Annotated in this window: 16 protein-coding genes and 1 tRNA gene; 12 read left to right on the forward strand and 5 right to left on the reverse strand. The window is 64.5% G+C overall.

From position 1 onward, the window contains the following. The first annotated feature begins 29 nt into the window (after window positions 1-29). From OP494_RS11900 to OP494_RS11950, 11 genes are all read left to right on the forward strand, one after another. The gene (locus OP494_RS11900) at window positions 30-1,193 is read left to right on the forward strand and encodes a TauD/TfdA family dioxygenase (protein WP_280541018.1); all 1,164 of its coding nucleotides are present in this window, start codon (window positions 30-32) and stop codon (window positions 1,191-1,193) included. Beyond that, window positions 1,190-1,768 (forward strand): HD domain-containing protein, encoded by a 579-nt coding sequence (locus OP494_RS11905; RefSeq protein ID WP_280541019.1) that lies wholly within the window; start codon window positions 1,190-1,192, stop codon window positions 1,766-1,768. Before OP494_RS11900 ends, OP494_RS11905 begins: the two co-directional genes overlap by 4 nt. Further along, the gene (locus tag OP494_RS11910; RefSeq protein ID WP_280541020.1) at window positions 1,765-3,357 is read left to right on the forward strand and encodes a 5-guanidino-2-oxopentanoate decarboxylase; all 1,593 of its coding nucleotides are present in this window, start codon (window positions 1,765-1,767) and stop codon (window positions 3,355-3,357) included. Before OP494_RS11905 ends, OP494_RS11910 begins: the two co-directional genes overlap by 4 nt. A 26-nt stretch (window positions 3,358-3,383) precedes the next feature. After that, entirely contained in the window at window positions 3,384-4,322 is a 939-nt protein-coding gene (locus OP494_RS11915; RefSeq protein ID WP_280541021.1) for an ABC transporter substrate-binding protein, read from the forward strand. Between the two features lie 43 nt (window positions 4,323-4,365). Next, complete coding sequence (locus OP494_RS11920; protein ID WP_280541023.1) at window positions 4,366-5,556, forward strand: aminotransferase class I/II-fold pyridoxal phosphate-dependent enzyme; 1,191 nt, start codon at window positions 4,366-4,368, stop codon at window positions 5,554-5,556. Between the two features lie 95 nt (window positions 5,557-5,651). Then, complete coding sequence (locus tag OP494_RS11925; protein ID WP_280541025.1) at window positions 5,652-6,446, forward strand: amino acid ABC transporter ATP-binding protein; 795 nt, start codon at window positions 5,652-5,654, stop codon at window positions 6,444-6,446. Window positions 6,447-6,522: 76 nt separating this feature from the next. Beyond that, window positions 6,523-7,311 (forward strand): transporter substrate-binding domain-containing protein, encoded by a 789-nt coding sequence (locus tag OP494_RS11930; RefSeq protein ID WP_280541026.1) that lies wholly within the window; start codon window positions 6,523-6,525, stop codon window positions 7,309-7,311. Window positions 7,312-7,380: 69 nt separating this feature from the next. Beyond that, complete coding sequence (locus OP494_RS11935) at window positions 7,381-8,085, forward strand: ABC transporter permease subunit (RefSeq protein WP_280541027.1); 705 nt, start codon at window positions 7,381-7,383, stop codon at window positions 8,083-8,085. Between the two features lie 12 nt (window positions 8,086-8,097). Beyond that, a complete protein-coding gene (locus OP494_RS11940; RefSeq protein ID WP_280541028.1) occupies window positions 8,098-8,829 on the forward strand; it encodes an ABC transporter permease subunit in 732 nt (243 codons plus the stop codon). Window positions 8,830-8,957: 128 nt separating this feature from the next. Continuing rightward, window positions 8,958-9,929 (forward strand): XdhC family protein, encoded by a 972-nt coding sequence (locus OP494_RS11945; RefSeq protein ID WP_280541029.1) that lies wholly within the window; start codon window positions 8,958-8,960, stop codon window positions 9,927-9,929. Then, complete coding sequence (locus tag OP494_RS11950; protein ID WP_280541030.1) at window positions 9,919-10,539, forward strand: nucleotidyltransferase family protein; 621 nt, start codon at window positions 9,919-9,921, stop codon at window positions 10,537-10,539. The genes OP494_RS11945 and OP494_RS11950 overlap by 11 nt, the downstream gene beginning before the upstream one ends. A 12-nt stretch (window positions 10,540-10,551) precedes the next feature. Here OP494_RS11950 and OP494_RS11955 read toward each other — a convergent pair whose 3' ends face one another. The 5 genes from OP494_RS11955 to OP494_RS11975 form a co-directional block, all read right to left on the reverse strand. Then, window positions 10,552-12,780 carry a xanthine dehydrogenase family protein molybdopterin-binding subunit gene (locus tag OP494_RS11955; RefSeq protein WP_280541031.1) on the reverse strand — a complete coding sequence of 743 codons (2,229 nt, stop codon included), beginning with the start codon at window positions 12,778-12,780 and terminating at the stop codon, window positions 10,552-10,554. A gap of 23 nt (window positions 12,781-12,803) precedes the next feature. Beyond that, complete coding sequence (locus tag OP494_RS11960; RefSeq protein WP_280541032.1) at window positions 12,804-13,790, reverse strand: xanthine dehydrogenase family protein subunit M; 987 nt, start codon at window positions 13,788-13,790, stop codon at window positions 12,804-12,806. Then, the gene (locus OP494_RS11965; RefSeq protein ID WP_280541033.1) at window positions 13,787-14,470 is read right to left on the reverse strand and encodes a 2Fe-2S iron-sulfur cluster-binding protein; all 684 of its coding nucleotides are present in this window, start codon (window positions 14,468-14,470) and stop codon (window positions 13,787-13,789) included. Before OP494_RS11965 ends, OP494_RS11960 begins: the two co-directional genes overlap by 4 nt. 279 nt (window positions 14,471-14,749) lie before the next feature. Next, window positions 14,750-14,825: transfer RNA gene (locus tag OP494_RS11970), tRNA-Thr, on the reverse strand. A gap of 411 nt (window positions 14,826-15,236) precedes the next feature. Beyond that, on the reverse strand, window positions 15,237-15,437 hold the full coding sequence (locus OP494_RS11975) for a hypothetical protein (RefSeq protein ID WP_280541034.1): 201 nt from the start codon (window positions 15,435-15,437) through the stop codon (window positions 15,237-15,239). A 354-nt stretch (window positions 15,438-15,791) separates the two neighbouring features. Between OP494_RS11975 and OP494_RS11980 the strand changes: the two genes are divergently transcribed. Then, window positions 15,792-18,026 (forward strand): NADP-dependent isocitrate dehydrogenase, encoded by a 2,235-nt coding sequence (locus tag OP494_RS11980; RefSeq protein WP_280541035.1) that lies wholly within the window; start codon window positions 15,792-15,794, stop codon window positions 18,024-18,026. The last annotated feature ends 460 nt before the right edge of the window (window positions 18,027-18,486 follow it).

Consider the following 18,486-nt stretch of genomic DNA (forward strand, 5'->3'; position numbering starts at 1 on the left):
TCCCATGCCAGCAGTGGAGAGCATCGTTCATGTCCATTTCCGCCGACGTCGAACTCCAGGACGAAGGGCGCCGTCTGATTCTGAACGCCGCCGGCCAGCGGCGTGAATTCGCCGCCCTCTGGCTGCGTGAGCGCGCACCGGATGCAGCCACGCTCGACACCCGCACCGGGCAGCGTTTGATCGAGGCCGCCCAGTTGCCGCTGACATTGCAGATCGAGTCGGCAAGCTGCGACGCGCAGGCCCTACACGTGCGCTTCAGCGATGATCACACCACCACCTATGCGCTGGACGCCCTGCTCACCGACGCCGCGCCCGACAATGCCGACGTCGCGCCCGGGCTCAGCTTATGGGACGCCGATCTCGAGACACTGCCCCAGGCCCGCTTCGACGCGGCGCTCAAGGACGACGACGCCCTGCTGGCGATGCTCGAGGCCTTGCACCGTTACGGTTTCGTCAAGGTAAGCGGTGTACCGTGCGAGGAAGACGGCATGCAGCCATTGATCGACCGCATCGGCCCGCTGCGCCGCACCAACTGGGGCGGTATCGCCGACGTCAAATCGGTGGCCAACGCTTACGATCTGACCATGACGCAACGCGGGCTCGAGCCGCACACCGACAACCCCTATCGCGATCCGATTCCCGGCTACATCTGGCTGCACTGCCTGAGTAATGCCGCCGCCGGGGGCGACAGCACGCTCACCGACGGTTTCATGGCTGCGCAGCGCCTCAAGACCGAAGCGCCCGAGGAATTCGACTGCCTGACACGCCTCTCGACACAGTTTCGCTATACCGACGCCACCACCGATCTGGCGAGCGAAGGTCCACTGATCGAACTCGACAGCCAAGGGCAACTGGCGCGCGTACGCTACTCCAACCGCACCGAACGCATCGCCGCCCACGACGCGGCCCTGCTGGAGCGCTACTACGCCGCGCGGCAGCGCTTCTATCGTTTGATCACCGATGAAGCGTTGACCGTGCATCTCAAACTCGGCCCCGGCGACATGCTGATCATGGACAACTACCGGCTGCTGCACGGACGCACCGCTTACCAGCTCGAAGGCGGCGTGCGTCATCTGCGCCAGGGCTATGTCGATCGCGATAGCACCGCCAGCCGGCGTCGCGTACTCGCCACCCAGCGCGCCGGCAGCGCCAATGATGACGCACCGCGATCCGCCCAAGGAGCCAACGCATGAACCAGGCGACGTTTACCCGCTTCGACGAGAGCACCCGCGACGACTGGGCCCTGATCGACGCGCATTTCCAGCATTACCAGAACGATGCCTGCCGCCGCGTGCTCGAGCATCTCTTGCGCCTCAAGGGCGATACCCACGGCTATCCCGTCGACCGCTATGAACACTGCCTGCAGACCGCAACTCGAGCGCTCGACGCCGGTGCCGACGAGGAAACCGTGGTCTGCGCCCTGCTTCACGACATCGGCGATGACCTGGCGCCCGCCAATCACGCGGAAATCGCCGCGGCGATCCTCGAGCCGTTCATCGACCCGCTCAACGTGTGGATGATCCGGCATCACGAGCTGTTTCAGGGCTATCACTACCGCACCTTCTACGGCCTCGACCCACACGCCCGCGATGCCTATCGCGAGCATCCGGCCTACGCGCGCACCGTACGCTTCTGCGATGAGTGGGATCAGTGCTCCTTCGACCCCGACTATCCCACCCGTCCCCTCGAGGACTTCATACCCATGGTCGAGCGTGTCATGTCGCGGCCGCCGTTCGGCGAGACAGCCAGCGTCGAGGGCACGCCATGAGCAATTGCGCCCAACGCTTGCTCGACCTGCTCGTCGCCCACGGTATCGACACCGTCTTCGGCATCCCCGGCGTGCATACCGTGGAGCTGTATCGCGGCTTGCCCGACAGCGGCCTCAAGCACGTCACACCGCGCCACGAGCAAGGCGCCGGCTTCATGGCCGACGGCTACGCCCGAGCGACCGGCAAACCGGCCGCCTGCTTCATCATCAGCGGGCCGGGCATGACCAATATCGCCACCGCCATGGGCCAGGCGCTTGCCGACTCGGTGCCGATGCTGGTGATTTCCAGCGTCAATCGCCGCGATACCTTGGGGCGCGGCCAGGGACGCCTTCACGAGCTGCCCGACCAGCAACGCACCCTGGCCGGCGTCAGTGTGTTCAGCCACACCCTGCAGACGCCCGAGGCACTGCCCGAGGTGCTGGCCCGCGCATTCGCCATTTTCAAGAGCGCCCGCCCCGGCCCCGTGCACATCGAGATTCCGCTGGACGTGATGCCGCAGGCTTGCCCGGCGCTCGTGCCTAAGACCACCGAGGTGTTCCCACCGGCGGCGCCGGATGCCGCGCTGGCCTGGGCCGCCGATTGGCTGGCCGACGCCGAGCGCCCACTGGTGCTGCTCGGGGGCGGCTGCGCCGCTGCCAGCGACACGGTACGTGCCCTCGTCGAGCGCCTCGACGCCCCCGCCATGACCACCATCAACGCCAAGGGCGTGCTGGGATGCGAGCATCCGCTGGATCTCGGTGCCTGCGCGAGCCTGCCCGCCGGACGCGAACTCGCGCGCCACGCCGATGTGGTGCTGGCGCTGGGCACGGAACTCGGTGAGACTGACTACGACCTGACCTTCGACAGCGGCTTCCACCTCAAGGGACGGCTGATCCGCGTGGACATCGACGCCCAGCAACTGGCGCGTAACCAGACCGCCGATCTCGCCCTGCTCGCCGATGTCGGCGAGGTCGCCCTGGGACTGCTCGCACGCTTGCCGACGCAGGCCTCGCGCGCCGGCGCCGAGCGTGTTGCACACACCAGGACAACGCTGGCGCTGCGTGACGCCGACGATGTCGCGCCCTATGCCGGCTTCCTCGATACACTGCGCGAGGCGCTGCCCGATGCCACCATCGTCGGCGACTCCACGGGGCCGGTCTACGCCGGCAACTTCATCGCCGAGATGCCTGCGCCACGCCGCTGGTTCAACTCTGCCACCGGCTACGGCACGCTGGGTTACGGCCTGCCCGCCGCCCTGGGCGCGGCACTGGGCGTGCCCGAACGCCCGGTGATCGCACTGGTCGGCGACGGCGGGCTCATGTTCACCCTCGGCGAACTCGCCACCGCCCGCGCGTGCTGCGTGCCCCTGGCGGTGGTGATCTGGAATAACGCCGGCTATGGCGAGATCCGTCGCTACATGGATGCCCAGGACGTTCCCCGCCTCGGCGTGGACCTGCCCGCACCGGACTTCGTGACGCTGGCCAAGTCGCTCGACTGTTACGGCGTGCGTGTCTCGACGGGAGCCGCGCTGCATCAGGCGTTAAGCGCCTCGCGCCAGGCACCCGGGCCGACTCTGATCGAGGTCGAGGCGCACCGATGGTCCGCTTGAATTCATCGTATTCACCAGGAGAGCTCATGCGACGCACCACCACGCGGCTGATGGCCGCCCTTGCCCTGCTGCCCTTGGCAGCCCACGCCCATGCCACCGACGAGGCTACCCAGGTCTCCTTCATCGCCCCACCGTGGCCCGGCGTCACGGTCAAGACCGAGATCATGGCGCAGATCCTCGCCCCGCTGGGCTATACCAACGAGCGCCAGGAACTCAGCAGCACGGTGGGCTACAAGACCTTGCAAACCGGCGACAGCGACGTTTTTCTCGCCGGCTGGCTCCCCGCCCAGCAGAATAGCTACGACGCTGCGATGGACGACGGCAGCATCGTCGACCTAGGCAACAACGTCACCGGCGCGCGCATGGGCTTCGCGGTCCCCGGTTATGTCTATGATGCCGGCGTGACCAGCGCCGAGCAGCTCGACGACCCCGAGAACCGCGAACGTTTCGATGGGCGCTACTACTCCATCGAGAGCGGCTCGACGGTCAGCGACTTCATCCACGACGCCCAGCGCGACGACACCTACGGCCTGGGCGACTGGGAACTGCTGGAGTCCTCGACGCCAGGAATGCTCAGCGCGGTGCGCAGCGCCTACGACGAAAAGCGCTGGATCGCCTTCTACGGCTGGACGCCGCACTGGATGGTGCCGGAATTCGACATGCATATCCTCGACGATCCCGAAGGCATCTATGGCAAGAACCAGGGCCGCAGTGACGTGCGCACCATCGTCGCCAAGCCTTTCAGTGAGGCCAACCCCAACCTCATGCGCCTGCTCGATCAATTCGTGCTCAGCGCCGCGCAACAAAGCGATTTCATCCGCGAATACGGTCTGGAAGAGCGCGAGCTCGAGACGGTCGCTCACGAGTGGCTGCAAAACCATCCCGCCGAGTTGGCCAAGTTCCTCGACGGCGTGACCACGCGTGACGGTGAGCCCGGCCTGGCAGCGGTCAAGGCCAGCTTGTAACGCACGGCGTGTAACGCTCCGACGACGCCAACGAGGAACCTGCATGCACTACTCTCGACTGACCCAGCGCATCGCCGGCGAAGGCGCCGCCGCCTGGGATATCCACTACCGCGCCCTGGCTCTTCAGGCCGAGGGCGAGGATGTGATCATCCTCTCGGTGGGCGATCCGGATTTCGCCACGCCAACCCCCATCGTCGACAGCGCGGTCGATAGCTTGCGTGCCGGCGCCACGCACTATGCCGATGTACAGGGCAAGGCGCGGCTACGTGAACTGATCGCCCACCACCATCGCCAAACCGGCGGCGCCCCGGCGACCCACGCCGACAACGTGGCGGTACTGGCCGGCGCGCAGTGCGGCCTGTATGCCGTGGCGCAGTGCGTGCTCGATCCCGGCGACGAGGTGATCGTGCCCGAGCCGATGTACGTCACCTACGAGGCGGCCCTGCAAGCCGCGGGCGCAACTCTGGTGCGCGTCCCGCTGCGCGCGGCGAACGCCTTCCAGCCCGACCCGGCCGACTTCGCCGCCGCCGTGACTCCGCGCACCCGGGCACTGCTGCTCAACAGCCCGCACAATCCCACCGGCCAGGTGTTCACGCGCTCCCACTGGGAGGCACTGGCCACGCTGTGCCGCGAGCACGACCTGTGGCTGCTTTCCGATGCGGTCTACGCCGAGCTGATCCACGACGGCGAACCGTTCTCGCCGGATAGCCTGCCCGGCATGCGTGAGCGCACCGTCATCGTCAACAGCCTCTCCAAGTCGCACGCCATGACCGGCTGGCGGCTGGGCTGGGTGATCGGCCCCGAACCCTTGATCCAGCACCTGACCCACCTGGCGCTGTGCATGCTCTACGGCTGTCCCGATTTCATTCAGGACGCCGCCTGCGAGGCGCTGGCCAATCCGCCTGCAGCTCTCGCCGAGATGCGTCATGCCTACCGGACACGTCGCGACACCGTGCTCGAGGCGCTCGCCGATAGCCCGAACGTCGAGGCGCTGTGCCCGGCAGCCGGCATGTTCATGATGATCGATATCCGCCGCACCGGGCTTTCCGCGCAAGCCTTCGCCGACCGCCTGCTCGACGAGCAGGGCGTCTCGGCACTCGCTGGCGACGCCTTCGGCCCCTCGGCGGCGGGCTTCGTGCGCTTGAGCCTGACGGTGGGCGCCGAGCGCCTGCGCGAGGCCTGCCGACGCCTGGCGCGCTGCGCCGATGAATGTCGAGCGACGGTCGAGGCATGACCCTCACGCGCCCCGGGCGAGTTTGCCGGGGCGCGATCTTTTCACCCACTGCAGGAGGGGTATGGCTAACACAAGATTTGCCCCCGACACCGCCTATGACCGCTAATCACAACAATCTGGCCATCGAGGCCCGTCACCTGGTCAAGCGCTACGCCGAGTTGGAAGTCCTCAAGGATGTTTCCCTCGACGTGCATGAAGGCCACGTGGTCTCGATCATCGGCTCCAGTGGCTCCGGCAAGAGCACCTTGCTGCGCTGCATGAACCTCCTCGAAACGCCCGACAGTGGCCATCTGACCATCGCCGGCGAGTCACTGAGTTTTTCCCAGGACACTCGCCACAGCGCCTCCCAAGGCACTCGCATCGGCATCAAGCGTCGTCAACTGCAACGCCTGCGTACCCAGGTCAGCATGGTCTTCCAGCAGTTCAATCTATGGCCGCATCTGAGCGTGCTCGGCAACGTCATCGAGGCGCCCATGCGCGTGCGGGGCCTGTCCAAACGCGACGCCGTGACACTGGGTGAGCATTACTTGGAACGGGTCGGCATGGCCGACAAGCGCGACCAATACCCCGCCTATCTTTCCGGCGGGCAGCAACAGCGCGTCGCCATCGCTCGCGCCCTGGCCATGGAGCCGCGGGTGCTGCTGTTCGACGAACCCACCTCGGCCCTCGACCCGGAACTCGTCAACGAGGTCCTCGGCGTCATCCACGGCCTTGCCGAGGAAGGCCGAACCATGCTGCTGGTCACCCACGAGATGGGCTTCGCCCGCGACGTCTCTCATCAGGTGGCCTTCCTGCACCAGGGCTGCGTCGAGGAAATCGGCACCCCAGCGCATGTTTTCGAGACTGCGACCAGCGAGCGCTGCCGTCAGTTCGTCTCGAGCGTGGCCTGAGCCTTTCACATGACGCCGCCAGCGGCGCCATATCATCCCGGGCCCTCACGGCCCGACACAACAACGATGGGGAACCATGATGATCAAGCACCTGAAAGCAACCTTGATGCAGACAGCGGGCGTCGTCCTGCTGGCGCTGAGCGCAACCTCGGCGATGGCGGACGAACCGCTCAAGATCGGCATTTCGGCGGAGCCTTACCCGCCGTTCACCTACAAAGATGCCGACGGCAGTTGGACCGGCTTCGAGGTCGAACTAGGCCAGGCGCTCTGCAAGGAGATGGACGCCGCGTGCGAGATCACGCCGACCGGGTGGGGCGGAATTTTCCCCGCGCTCAACAGCGGCAAGATCGACATGATCATGAATTCGCTGTCGATCACCGAGAAGCGCAAGCGCGTCATCGCCTTCAGCGATCCGTACTACTTCACGCCTTCGGCCTACGTCACCGCCAAGGCCAACGACATGCAAATCCCCGAGGACCTGGGCGGCAAGATCCTCGGCGTTCAGGGCTCGACCACCAACGCCACCTTCGCGCGCCGCTCGCTGGCCGACACCGGGGTCGAACTCAAGGTCTACGACCAGCAGGAACAGGCCAATCGCGACCTGCTTGCCGGGCGTGTCGATGCCAGCCTCGCCGACAAGATCGCGATGACGGAATTCCTCGAACGCGACGCCGCCCAGGACTTCGAAATCCGTGCCACCGCGCCGCGTGACGATGCCTTCGGCGACGGCGTGGGCATCGGCCTGCGCCAGGAAGACGACGCCCTGCGCGAGAAGCTCAACGCCGCGATCGCCAGCGTGATCGACAACGGTCGCTGCGCCGAGCTCTCCCAGCAGTACTTCGGCACCGATATCTGCGGCAGCTAAGCCGCCTCGCGACCTTCCGGCCGGGCGCCGCCCGGCCGGTCCCGTTTCTGACACTGCGAGACTTCGACCATGCCAAGCGATCATAGCGATGGCCTGCTGGAATGGCTCGGCCCGATACTGCAAGGCGCCCTGGTGACCCTGGAAATCGCCTTGCTGGCCTATGCCATCGGGCTCGGCCTGGGGCTACTTGGCGCCACGGCACGCCTCAGCCCCTGGCGCCCTCTACGCGGCCTGGGCACGGCGTATTCCACGCTGGTCCGCGCCATTCCTGAATTACTGTTGATCATTTTGCTGTATTACGCCGGCAGCCAGGCACTCAACGCCTTGCTTGCCGAATTCGGCGGCGACACGCACATCGAGATCAGCGGCTTCGTCACCGCCGTGGGCGTGCTCGCCTTCGTTCAGGGGGCCTACATGACCGAGGTCTTCCGGGGCGCCATCCAGGCGATCCCCAAAGGACAACTGGAAGCCGCCGACGCCTATGGCTTTTCGCGCCCGACACGCTTTTATCGCATCGTGCTTCCCGGCATGCTGCCCAACGCGCTGCCCGGGATGTCCAACCTGTGGCTGATTCTGGTCAAGGACACCGCGTTGATCAGCGTGATCGGCTTCGAGGAATTGTTCTTCACCGCCCAACAAGCGGCCGCCAGCACCCGCGACTATGCCTTGTTCTACGCCCTCGCCGGGGCGCTTTACCTGGTCATGACGCTGGGCTCCAACGCCTTGTTCGCCCGCGCGGAGCGTCACGTCCGCCGCGGCCAACCCAGCACCTAGGAGCCCCCAGACATGGACTTTTCCTGGTTGAGTGATCCGTTCTATCAAAAGGCCCTGTGGACCGGCTTCGTCAATACTCTGTGGCTGGTCGCCGTGTCGGCCGTCTGCGGTTTCGCGCTGGCGGTGACCTTCGCCATGATCCGCCTGCGCGGCCCACGCCCGCTGGCGATGCTGGTCACCGGCCTGACCACGGTCGTACGCGGCACGCCACTACTGGTACAGCTCTTCTTTTTCTACGACGGCGTGGGGCGTTTACTGCCGGAGATCCCCGGCCTGCAGGAGAGCCTGATCTGGCCGCTGCTGCGCGATCCGTTCTTCTACGGCGCGCTGACCTTCACGCTGAGCGTTGGGGCCTACACGGGCGAGGTCCTGCGCGGGGCGCTATTGAGCGTGCCCGAGGGCGAGCTCGCCGCCGGCCGCGCCTTCGGCCTGAGCCATTGGCAGATCCTCTATCGGCTGTGGCTGCCGCGCGCCATCCAGATGTGTCTGCCCACACTGACCGGCGAGTTGATCCTGCTGCTCAAGTCGGTGCCGCTGGTCTCGACCATCGCGCTGATGGATCTGCTCAAGGCCGCCAATATGGTGCGCGACGAAACCTTCCTGGTATACGAGCCGCTACTGCTCATCGCCGGCATCTATCTCGCCTTGACCCTAGTGCTCACCAGCGTGATGCGCCTCATCGAGCATCGTTTTCCCGGCGCGCGGCCTGCCGCCCCCAAACGACGGCGCCTGTTGCCCGGCTAGCTGTCACCAGGCTGCGCCCACAGGGCACGTCATGCGCGGTATAGTAGGCCCATGAAATGCTTACCGTGCCCCGCCAGGGCAGGTATCGGCGAGGCATGGCAACACAGTTATGGGTGAGCGTATTGAGCATGCAACACTTGGATTTGCAGGTCATCGAGCGAGCGCTCGACTGGGCCCGCGACGGTGAAACGGTGTGGTTGTGCACGGTGCTGGCGACGTTCGGCTCGTCACCCCGCGAGCCCGGTTCATTGTTCGTCGCACGCGCGGATGGCCGCCATGAAGGCTCCTTGTCGGGCGGCTGTATCGAGGAGGACTTCCTCGAGCGCCTGACACAGGGCGCCTTCGAGTCGTCGGTCACCACGCTGCGCTACGGTGATGGTCACGCCGAGGGACCGACGGTCACCCTGCCCTGCGACGGCATTCTCGATGTCATGATCGAGCGACTGCCGCCAACCTACGAGCACCTCGCCCACCTCGAGGCCTTGTACAACATCCTGAGCGGGCAGCGCCCGGCCATTCGCGAGGTCGATCTCGCCACCGGGTTCGCAACGCTTGCCGATGACGACAGCGAAGGCCCCCGGGTAACGCTTGAGGCGCACCAAGCCCGAGTACGCCTGGGACCAGTGGCGCGCTTGATCGTGGCCGGCCTCTCGCCGGTCTCGATCGCTTGTGCCGAATTCGCGCGCTCGCTGGGCTTCGAGGTCATCGTCTGCGACCCGCGTGAGGAAGCCTGGCGGGATGTCGCGATACCGGGCGTCCAGACGCAGGTCACGCTGCCTTCCTCGTTCATTGCCTCGGGGGAATGTCATGCGGCGACGGCCGTGGTCGCCCTGACCCACGATCCGCGCCTCGACGATCTGACGATGATCGAAGCCGTGCGCACACCGGCATTCTATATCGGCGTCATGGGCTCGCGGCGTACCTCCACGGCACGCGCCGAACGCCTGCTGCGCGTCGGTGGGCTCAGCGAGGAAGATATCGAGCGCCTGCACATGCCCATCGGCCTGGCGCTGGGGAGCAAGACGCCCGCCGAGATCGCGCTGGCGGTGATGGCCGATATCGTGCGCGTGCGACGCGGCAAGACGCGCGATGCGCTCTGAGCGGGTGGTCGCCATCGTCATGGCCGCCGGCGAGTCGCGGCGGTACGGCGATGCGGACAAACGCCGCGCGAGCGGGCCTTGGGAAGGCACGCTGCTGGGCGCCTCACTGGCCAAAGTGCGCGCAGCGTTCACATACCATCGCGTGGTGCTGCGTACTGGAGATGATCCCGCTTGCCTGGGACTCGCCGACGACACGCCGCTGATTCGCGCGACACGTGCCGAGCACGGCCTGGGCGCCAGCCTGGCCGAAGCCTTCACGGCGCTCACGCACGACCCAGCGCTCGCCGACGTTCAGGCGGCGGCGATCCTTCTCGGCGACATGCCCGCCATACGGTGCGATACCCTGCTTCACCTACAGCGTCTCGCCGACGCCGAACACATTCTGCGCCCCTGCCACGCCGGTCACCCCGGCCACCCGGTGCTATTCGGGCGCGCGTTCTGGCCAGCACTCACACGCCTGGACGGTGACGCCGGGGCGCGGCGACTTATCCGCCAGCACCCCGAACGCTACCGCGAAGTCGAGGTCGATGACCCCGGCATCCTGCTGGACATCGACACGCCCGCTGACCTGCAACGCATCACGCCATCGGACGACGGCGCGACGCGCTGACCCCGGCTATCCTTAGGCGCTTTGCGCCTGGGGGACGTCGTCCATCAGCTTATCGAGAGTGATGGGCAGCTCGCGGATACGCTTGCCGGTGGCGTGGTGCACCGCATTGCCGATGGCGGCGGCCAGCCCGGTAATGCCGATCTCGCCGATGCCGCGTGCGCCGTATTCATTGAACGCCAGATCGGGATAATCGAGCAGGATGACGTCGATCTCCGGCTGGTCGGCGTGTACCGGGACCACGTACTCGGCGTAGTCGTTATTCACGGGGCGGCCGTTGCGCTCGTCGTACTCGGTGGCTTCGAAAAGCCCCATGCCGATGCCCATCACGACCGCGCCTTCGACCTGGTTGCGCGCGGTGGTCGCGTTGATCACCTTGCCCACGTCGATGGCGCTGACCACCCGCGCCACGCGCAGATGCGAGATGCCCGGGTCCCAGCGTACCTCGACGAAATGCGCACCGAAGGAGCGGTAGGAGTATTGCGAGTCGGCAGCCTCGGTATGCGCTTCGCCATCGGCACTGCCGTAACGCGCGGCGTCGAGCACTTCGGCGAAACTCGCCTGCTTGCCGTCATAACGCAGGGCACCATCGGCCACGCTCAGATCGTCCGCGCTGGCCTCGGCGAAGATGCCATTGCTACCCGTGGCATAACGCTTGAGCTCGTCCAGCGCATTGCGTGCCGCGCCGGCGATTGCCGGGAGCGTCGTCGCCGTGGCCCAGGAGCCGCCTGAAATAGGGCCATCAGGGTAGGAGGAATCCCCCAGCTTGACGGTAATACGATCCAACGGCACCCCGGTCACATCGCTCACCGCCTGGGCGACGATGGTGTAGGTGCCGGTGCCGATATCCTGGGTCGCGCAGGAAGCGAAGACGGTGCCATCGGCACGCAGCGAGACGCGTGCATCGCAGGGGCGTTTCAGCGCTTCCCAGTTGCAGGCCGCCATGCCGTAGCCAACGATCTCGCGGCCCTCGCGCATGCTGCCGATCTGCGGATTGCGGTCGGCCCAGCCGAATTTCTCCGCCGCCCGATTCGTCGCCTCGACGATGTGATTGCTGGAGAAATCCAGATCCTGGCTCTCGTCACGCTCGGCGTAGTTATCGAGGCGAAACTGGAGCGGGTCGACACCTGCCGCCAGCGCCATCTCGTCGATGGCGGATTCCAGCGCGAAGAGCCCTGGCGCCGCCCCCGGTGCACGCATCGAGGTCGGCGTGCCGCGATTCACCTGCGTCGTGGCATGGCTCACCGTCAGATCGGGGCAACTGTAGAGGCTCTTGGTCACGCTGCCGCAGGTTTCCACGTACTGGTCGGTGAACGAGGTCGTGTTGATCGCTTCGTGACGCAGCGACACCAGCTTGCCGTTGCCGTCGGTCGCCAAGCGCATGCGCTGGCGGGTTTCCGGCCGATGCCCGGTGGTGGTGAACATCTGCTGACGCGGTACGACGAGCTGCACTGGGCGACCCAGTTCACGCGACACCGCCGCCGTGGCAATCGCATGCGGCCAGGTCCACAACTTGCTGCCGAAGCCCGAGCCGATATAGGGCGCATGTACCGTGATGCGCTCGGGCGCGATGGCGAAGATCTTGGCCAGCGCATTGCGCTCGACCACGACGCCTTGCGAGGCGTCATAGATGGTCAGATCGCCCTGCGCATCCCAGTACGCCACCGAGGCGTGCATTTCCATCGGGTTATGGGTTTCCACCGGCGTGTGGTAGGTGACGTCGATGGTCGTGTCGGCACTGTCAAAGGCCGAGGCGGCATCGCCACGCGAGTGACCGCCACCTGCCTGCGTGCCGTTGTCCTCGAGGCCCTGGGCGAGGTTGGCGACGGCCGATTCGGCGGCGTATTCCACCTTGACGTGGCGCGCGGCGGCACGTGCGTTCTCGAAACTGTCGGCGACCACCAGCGCCACGAATTGGCCCTCGTAGTAAACGCGCTCATCCTCGAACGGCAGCCGTGTCTCCTCCACCTTGTTGCCTTGCACGAAGCTCGACGGCGTGCGGTACAGCGACGGGAAATGACCGTGGTGGAAGATATCGATGACGCCCGGCATCCGCTTCGTCTCATCGACATCCAGCCGCGTCACCTTGCCTTTGGCGATGGTGCTGAAGACGCCGTAGCCGTAGGCCATGTTGGCCGGTAAATTGTCAGCGGCGTAGTTGGCGCGCCCGGCGAGCTTGTCGGGGCCGTCGATACGCGGCACGCCCGCGCCGATAATGGGCTCTTTCGTATCCGTGTCGCTCATGTTCCATTCTCCTCGCGGGCGATTCAGGCGGCGGTCAGGTCGGTGAGATTACGCACGATGGCCTGCTGGCCGAGCGGAATCTTGTAGCCGTTGTGGGCGTAGGCGACGGCGTTCTCGAAGGCGCGTTTGGCCGCCTCCGCGAACAGCGCCTCGCTGGCGTTCTTGCCCTTGAGCGCCGCTTCCACTTCCGGCGCGCGCCACGGCTTGGTGCCGACACCGCCCATGGCCACCCGCGCTTCGCGAATGGTATTGCCGTCCATGCGTACGATCACTGCACTCGAGGCAAGCGCGAACTGATACGACTGGCGATCGCGCAGCTTGAGATAGGCGGACCGGCTGCCCTCGAGTGGCGCGTCCAGTGTCACGTGGGTAATCAACTCGCCCGCTTCCAACGCATGCTCACGTGCCGGCGTGTCACCGGGCAGCAGGTGAAAGTCGGCGAAATCGATCTCGCGCCGGCCTTCCGGCCCCTGTACCTCGACGGTGGCCCCGATGGCGGCCATCGCCACGCACATGTCCGAGGGGTGCGTCGCAATGCAGTTGTCGCTGGTGCCGAGCACCGCGTGGACGCTGCGATTGACGCCGCCGATGGCCGCGCAGCCGCTGCCCGGCTCACGCTTGTTGCAGGCGGAGACGCCATCGCGGAAATAGGGGCAACGCACGCGCTGCATGACGTTACCGCCGGTGGTGGCCTTGTTGCGCAACTGGGTCGAGGCGCCGGCTAGCAATGCCTGGGAAAGCACCGCATAGTCGTCGACCACGCGCTCATCACGGGCCAGCGCGGTGTTGGTCACCATCGCGCCGATACGCAGCCGGCCATCATCGAAGCGTTCGATGGTATTCAGGTCGACGCCGTTGATATCGACCACTTTCTGCGGCTGCATCACGTCGAGCTTGACCAGATCGAGCAGCGTGGTCCCCCCCGCCAAAAAGGCGGCGTCGCGTTCACTGCCGTGCGCCGCCACCGCCTGCTGCGCGCTTTCGGCACGGGCGTAATCGAAATGTCTCATGCGTTGCCCCCTTGCATTGCACCGCGAGCGGACTGAATCGCCGCGACGATGTTCTTGTAGGCGCCGCAACGACAGATGTTGCCGCTCATCGCCTCGCGCACGTCGGCATCGCGGGTACCGATGTCGTCATCCTGCAGGATCGCCAGCGCGCTCATCATCTGACCCGCCGTGCAGTAACCGCACTGATAGGCATCGTGCTCAAGAAACGCCTGCTGCAACGGATGCTGCTGGCCGTTCTGCTCTAGCCCTTCGACGGTGGTGATCTCGTCACCGTCGTGGGTCACGGCAAGACTCAAGCAGGAATTGATGGACGTGCCGTTGACCAGGATCGTGCAGGCACCGCACTGGCCGTGGTCGCAGCCTTTCTTGGTGCCGGTCAATTGCAGGCCGTGGCGCAGCACATCGAGCAGGATCACGTTGGGCGTGACATCGAGCTGTTCGCGCCGGCCGTTGACGGTCAGCGTGATGCGACGCTGGCCTTCGGCAGGGGGTGCCTCGGCTTGGGTATCGGGACCATCCGGCGAGCCGGCATAGCTCACCGACGACAACGCCGGCGCGGCCGCCACTGCGAGCCCGGAGACACCGGCGGATTTTAGAAAGCGTCGCCGCGATGGCGATGCGGGGTGTCGCTGGGGATCAAAATACGAAACCTCAGTCTTGAGGCGCTCACGGTCATCCATGTCTTGTCCTCGCCATTCACCAGTCAGGGCTGGCATGGTTCTTGGGCGACGCCCGAGGCGCACAATTTGGCGCTGGCGGGCGCTCACCATCAGAAAGCATTGTGCGGGGCCGGGCCGTGTCAGGCAGCTCGATCAACCTTAACGTTAGGAGAGGACAGGCGGTGCCGCAAAGCGTGCGGCGCAAACTCCAGAGGAATCCGGCAGGATGCCAGAGGATCAGGCATGAAACACAAAACCGCCGACCGGGATTTCCGTGACGGCGGTTTGCAGATGTCTGGCTGGTGCCGGTGAGTGGACTCGAACCACCGACCTACGCATTACGAGTGCGTTGCTCTTCCAACTGAGCTACACCGGCAACGGCGCATGATGATAATCAGGTTCGCGTGGCCAAACAAGCCTCATGGGCAGCAAGTACTTGCGCACCGCTCAGCCCTCAAACGCAATAAGGGCGCGACCCTGAAGCCTCGCCCTTATAACTTGTACAGAATTTGATCTGTATAGCACGCTCAAATTCCTTATGAGCGTTTTTTTGGCATCCATGCCTATGGATTAGCGCTAAAGCGCAGATATTCACGTTGCCTTTCCTGGCGCTATGAATACCGTCATCCGGCTTCCTGCCGGTTGAGAACAACTTTAATCCCTGACGCCACATCTTGGTGGCCGTTGCCCTCGACGACACCTAAAAGTTAGACAAGACTTAACGTTCTGTCAAATCGCCAGCATGTTTTTGAACCAATAGGGTCTTTTTCCGACTGCACTAGCCGTCCTATTCAGGCAATACCGGCATGGTCAGCAGCAGCCAGAGGTACACCGCAATCAATGCCGCAACGACCGCCGCGATGGCCCAAGCCATGCGCTCTCGTGTCGCTTGGTCCCGGGCGACAAGGTGCTTGAGCGCTATTCGTGCGCCCCACCAGACGCTTACCAGCACCAGCAATGGAATGACTACGCCAATCAGAAATGTCATATCGCCTCCCTCTTTACGGCCATGCCCGACTATCATGACGCAACGCCCGCGAGTCTCGCAGCGGTCGCTAGGCTCGACAAGCGCATGCCTTCTGGATACAAGATTGTCGACAGTGTATATGCGCAACAAACACTGCACTGGTATAATCTGGCACGACCGCTGGGTCGCCGGCACCATGACGGGCCACCCGAATTCACCATCTGCATGATGATCCAAGCGCTTTCGCGGGGGACGGCATCATCGCCGCACGAGCGGGGCTGCCCAAGATCGCCGGCAAGCACTTGTATCGCCCTAAGCCACCCCGCACCGCTGAAGATTCGTGCAACCGCTGTGACAAGAGAGGTCAATATCCAAATGTCCAACACGCCGAAGATCATCTATACGCTCACTGATGAAGCCCCCGCGCTGGCGACCCATTCCCTGCTTCCGATCATCGCCGCTTATACGAGCACGGCCGGTGTCAGCGTCGAGACTCGCGATATCTCGCTGGCCGGCCGCATCCTCGCTCAGTTCCCGGATCTGTTGAGCGACGAGCAGCGCATCAGCGATGACCTGGCCGAACTCGGCGAGCTGGCCAAGACGCCGGAAGCCAACATCATCAAGCTGCCCAACATCAGCGCTTCCGGCCCGCAGCTCAAGGCCGCGATCAAGGAACTGCAGAGCCAGGGCTATCCGCTGCCGAATTATCCGGACGAACCGAAAAACGACGAAGAGCAGGCGATCAAGGCCGCTTTCGACAAGGCCAAGGGCAGCGCGGTCAATCCGGTCCTGCGCGAAGGTAACTCCGACCGCCGCGCACCGCAGTCGGTCAAGAACTACGTTCGCAAGTACCCGCACCGCATGGGCGAGTGGAGCGCCGACTCTCAGTCGCATGTCGCGCACATGAGCGAAGGCGACTTCTATGGCAGCGAGCAGTCCGCCACCATCGAAAAAGCCGGCAAGCTCAAGATCGAGCTCAAGCAGAAAGACGGCACCACCAGCATCCTCAAGGAAGGCCTGGCGGTTCAGGAAGGCGAAGTCGTCGACGCCTCACGCATGAGCAGCCGCCGTCTGCGCAACTTCATCGACAGCGAGATCAAGGATGCCAAGAAGCGCGGCGTGCTGTTCTCTCTGCACCTGAAAGCCACCATGATGAAGGTCTCCGACCCGATCATGTTCGGCATGGTGGTCGAGGAGTTCTACAAGGACGTGCTCGAGAAGCACGCCGATGCCCTCGACCTGGCCGGCTTCAACCCCAATAGCGGCATCGGCGACCTCTACAGCGCGATTGAGTCCCTGCCCATCGAACAGCAAGACGCGATCAAGGGCGACATCGACGCGCTCTACAAAGAGCGTCCGCCGATGGCAATGGTCAACTCGCACAAGGGCATCACCAACCTGCACGTGCCCTCTGATGTGATCATCGACGCGTCCATGCCGGCGATGATTCGCGATTCCGGCAAGATGTGGGGCGCCGACGACGCACTGCACGATGCCAAGGCCGTGATCCCGGATCGCTGCTACGCCGGCATCTATCAGGTCACCATCGACGACTGCAAGAAGAACGGTGCCTTCGACCCGACGACCATGGGCAGCGTGCCCAACGTCGGCCTGATGGCGCAGAAGGCTGAAGAGTACGGCTCTCACGACAAGACCTTCCAGGCCGCTGCCGACGGCACCATTGTCGTCACCGACGAGAACGGTCATCAGTTGTTCAACCACGACGTGGAAGCCGGCGACATCTGGCGCATGTGCCAGACCAAGGACGCGCCGATTCAGGACTGGGTCAAGCTTGCCGTGACCCGTGCTCGCGACAGCGCCACTCCCGCCATCTTCTGGCTGGACGCCAACCGCGCGCATGATGCGAAGCTGATCGAGAAGGTCGAAACCTATCTCAAGGATCACGACACCAGCGGCCTGGATATCCGTGTCATGTCGCCGGAAGATGCCATGCGCTTCTCGCTGGAACGTACCCGCAAGGGCGAAGACACCATCTCCGTCACCGGCAACGTGCTGCGCGACTACCTGACCGACCTGTTCCCGATCATGGAGCTCGGCACCAGCGCCAAGATGCTCTCCATCGTTCCGCTGATGCAGGGCGGCGGCCTGTTCGAGACCGGCGCCGGCGGCAGCGCGCCCAAGCACGTCGAGCAACTCCTGGAGCAGAACCACCTGCGCTGGGACTCGCTGGGTGAATTCCTCGCCCTGGCCGCGTCGCTCGAGCATCTCGCCAAGACGTACGACAACGCCAAGGCCAAGGTGCTCGCCAAGACGCTGGACCAAGCCACCGGCGAATTCCTCAACAGCAACAAGTCGCCGTCACGCAAGATCGGCGAAATCGACAACCGCGGCAGCCACTTCTACCTCTCGCTCTACTGGGCCCAGGCACTCGCCTCTCAGGACGAAGACGCCGAGTTGAAGGAGCAGTTCAGCGAGCTGGCCAAGTCGCTCGAAGCCGACGAAGACAAGGTCGTCAAAGAGCTCACCGAGGTGCAAGGCAAGCCGGTAGAAATCAACGGCTACTACCACCCCGATTATGACCTGACCAGCCAGGTCATGCGGCCCAGCGCTACGCTGAACGCCGCTCTGGATGCCCTCATGAAGCGTTAAACGCTTTGCGCCGCGCGCATTATGGCTCGGCACATGAAAGGCGTCAGATCAGGCCCATGCCCCGTGCATGGGCCTGTTTCGTTCAGGGTCAGGAAAAACGTAGGAAGACCCGATTCGCCACCTTCCAGACAGAAAAAAGCCCTCCGCAACGGGAGGGCTAAAACGTCGTACGCAGTGTGAGCCACTACGCGATGGAATCGCGACTTCCTTGAAGGTTCCTCGCCGTCCATGGCTCACGGTTACAAAACATAACACATTAGAGACGTCTCGTTTACCTATATCCGATGTCTTTTTAGTAAGCCAATGCCGACGCAACGGGTCAGCATTGGCACCACTGAAAGAATGAGACAGATAATATCTGAGTAAAATTGTCAGGTATTTAACTCAAATCAATCCAGCCACCTGCACCCTATGACACTGTGGGCGCCGTCGAGCAGGGATACGACCTCGGTGCTCAGCA

Source organism: Chromohalobacter sp. 11-W (genome assembly GCF_029889905.1).
GTDB lineage: Bacteria > Pseudomonadota > Gammaproteobacteria > Pseudomonadales > Halomonadaceae > Chromohalobacter.